General features: G+C 67.7%; 1 protein-coding gene. It reads left to right on the top strand.

The features are described 5' to 3' along the window. The coding region (ahcY, locus tag FM051_RS49930) for an adenosylhomocysteinase (protein WP_158854985.1) at positions 1 to 1441 on the top strand (1441 nt) is incomplete at both ends.

The raw sequence follows: 1441 nt of genomic DNA, 5'->3' as shown, positions 1-1441 counted from the left end.
ACCCGCAACGGCATCGACTTCGCCGTGGCGGACCTGTCCCTGGCCGAGTTCGGCCGCAAGGAGATCCGCCTGGCCGAGCACGAGATGCCCGGCCTGATGGCGTTGCGCCGCGAGTACTCGGAGGTCTACCCCCTCAAGGGTGCGCGGATCTCCGGCTCGCTCCACATGACCGTGCAGACCGCCGTGCTGATCGAGACCCTGGTTTCGCTGGGCGCCGAGGTCCGCTGGGCGTCCTGCAACATCTTCTCCACCCAGGACCACGCCGCCGCCGCGGTCGTCGTCGGCCCCCACGGCACCGAGGAGGAGCCCAAGGGCGTCCCGGTGTTCGCCTGGAAGGGCGAGACGCTGGAGGAGTACTGGTGGACCGCCGAGGCCATGCTGACCTGGCCGGACGGCGGCGGGCCGAACATGATCCTGGACGACGGCGGCGACGCCACGATGCTCGTCCACAAGGGCGTGCAGTACGAGAAGGCCGGTGTCGTGCCGCAGGCCGAGGCGGACGACTCGGAGGAGTGGCAGATCTTCCTGGGCACGCTGCGCGCCTCGCTGGCGGCGGACACGGGCAAGTGGACCAAGATCGCCGAGGGCATCCGCGGCGTGACCGAGGAGACCACCACCGGCGTCATGCGGCTGTACCAGCTGGCCGCCGCCGGTGAGCTGCTGTTCCCCGCGATCAACGTCAACGACGCGGTGACCAAGTCGAAGTTCGACAACCGGTACGGCATCCGGCACTCGCTGATCGACGGCATCAACCGCGGCACCGACGTGCTGATGGGCGGCAAGGTGGCCGTGATCTGCGGTTACGGCGACGTCGGCAAGGGTGCGGCGGACTCGCTGCGCGGCCAGGGCGCCCGCATCATCGTCACCGAGATCGACCCGATCTGCGCGTTGCAGGCCGCGATGGACGGCTACGAGGTGCAGACGCTCGAGAACGTGATCGACCGCGCCGACATCGTGATCACCACGACCGGCAACAAGGACGTCGTGCGCATCGAGCACATGGCGGCCATGAAGCACCAGGCGATCGTCGGCAACATCGGCCACTTCGACAACGAGATCGACATGGCCGGCCTGACCCGCTTCCCCGGCATCCGGCGGATCAACATCAAGCCGCAGGTCGACGAGTGGGTGTTCCCGGACGGCCACTCGATCCTGGTGCTGTCCGAGGGCCGCCTGCTCAACCTGGGCAACGCCACCGGTCACCCCAGCTTCGTGATGTCGAACTCGTTCTCCAACCAGGTGATCGCCCAGGTCGAGCTGTTCACCAAGCACCAGGAGTACGACAAGGAGGTGTACCGCCTGCCGAAGGTGCTGGACGAGAAGGTCGCCCGGATCCACCTGGAGGCGCTGGGCGGGCAGCTCACCAAGCTGACCAAGGACCAGGCCGAGTACATCGACGTGGACGTCGAGGGCCCGTACAAGCCCGAGCACTACCGCTACT

The organism is Saccharothrix deserti, from assembly GCF_009769385.1.
Lineage (GTDB): Bacteria > Actinomycetota > Actinomycetes > Mycobacteriales > Pseudonocardiaceae > Actinosynnema > Actinosynnema deserti.
Note: the sequence above shows the minus strand (reverse complement) of the source record. Positions and strands in the feature narration are given on the sequence as shown.